This is a genomic window from Streptomyces corynorhini, from assembly GCF_003346515.1.
In the GTDB taxonomy this organism is placed as follows: Bacteria; Actinomycetota; Actinomycetes; order Streptomycetales; family Streptomycetaceae; genus Streptomyces; species Streptomyces corynorhini.
In genome coordinates this window covers 1-1,334 of record NZ_QQNA01000468.1, presented here as the reverse complement: position 1 = coordinate 1,334, position 1,334 = coordinate 1, and the positions used below count along the sequence as shown (strand labels likewise).

Below are 1,334 nucleotides of genomic sequence, written 5' to 3'. Positions count from 1 at the left end.
CCCCAGCCCCGCCCACCCTCACCGAGTTGGAGCGCCGGGCGGCGGCGCACCGGGACCGTCCCTCGTACGGGCACGACGCGCTGATCACCTGCGACCGGCTCGTCCGCGTCTTCACCACGGACGGGGTGGAGGTGCAGGCCCTCCAAGGGCTCGACCTCACCGTCCAGGAGGGCGAGATGATGGCCCTGGTCGGCGCGTCCGGCAGCGGGAAGTCGACGCTGATGAACGTCCTCGCGGGCCTGGACGTCCCCACGGCCGGCGCGGCGCGGGTCGCGGGCCGCGATCTGCTCACGATGGACGCGAAGGTCCGGCTGAACTACCGCCGCGAGGTGGTCGGTTTCGTATGGCAGCAGACGAGCCGCAACCTGCTCCCCTACCTGACGGCGAGCCAGAACGTCGCCCTGCCGATGCAACTGAGGGGACGCGGCGGCCCACGGAGCACGCGACCGGCCAGGGCGGCCAAGGGCGAGCGGACGAAGGAGCTGCTGGCGATGCTCGGCGTCACCGACTGCGCCGACCGCCGCCCGCACCAGCTCTCCGGAGGCCAGCAGCAGCGCGTCGCGATAGCCGTCGCCCTCGCGAACTCCCCTTCCGTGCTGCTCGCCGACGAACCGACCGGCGAGCTGGACTCGGCGACGGGCGAGGAGGTCTTCGCGGCGTTCCGCCGGGCCAATGAGGAGCTGGGGACGACGATCGTGATCGTCACGCACGACCAGACGGTCGAGCACGAGGTCCGCCGTACGGTGGCGATACGCGACGGCAGGACGGCGTCGGAGGTTCTGCGGCGTACGGAGATCGACGCGCAGGGTCAGGAATCGTTGGTGGCCAGGGAGTACGCGATGCTGGACCGGGCCGGCAGGCTGCAACTGCCCGCGGAGTACACGGCGGCGCTGGACATGGAGCAGCGCGTGATGCTCGAACTGGAGCAGGACCACATAGAGATATGGCCCGACGGCACGACGGGCCAGGAACGCAGCTGAGGACACAAGAGATTGTCACAGCCGGTGCGGATGTGTCCGTTTCCGGTGTGGGGTGGGCACGTACTTCCCATGATCCGAACAACCGCCGCCGACGCGGCCATTGAGCGGCTGTCCGCCACGCAGATGCGGCTGGCCACCGCCCGCCAGCTCCGGGCCGCCGGGCTCTCGTCCAGCACCACGGCGCGCAGGTGCCGGCCGGGCGGCCCGTGGCAGCGCCCGCTGCCGGGGGTGGTCCTGATACAGACAGGAGAGCCGACAGCGCGGCAACGGCTGCTGGCGGCGGTGTTGTACGGGGACACGAGGGCGGAGCGCGAGGCCCAGGAAAGCCCCCCAGCCCCACGGGACCTCCCACCC

1 protein-coding gene and 1 pseudogene are annotated in these 1,334 nt (G+C 71.5%); both read left to right on the top strand.

Translation table 11 applies throughout. The features are described 5' to 3' along the window. On the top strand, positions 1-980 hold a 980-nt coding region (locus DVH02_RS34560; RefSeq protein WP_407697716.1), incomplete at its 5' end, for an ATP-binding cassette domain-containing protein. A gap of 69 nt (positions 981-1,049) precedes the next feature. Beyond that, a pseudogene (locus DVH02_RS36690) lies at positions 1,050-1,334 on the top strand (hypothetical protein); the annotation flags it as partial.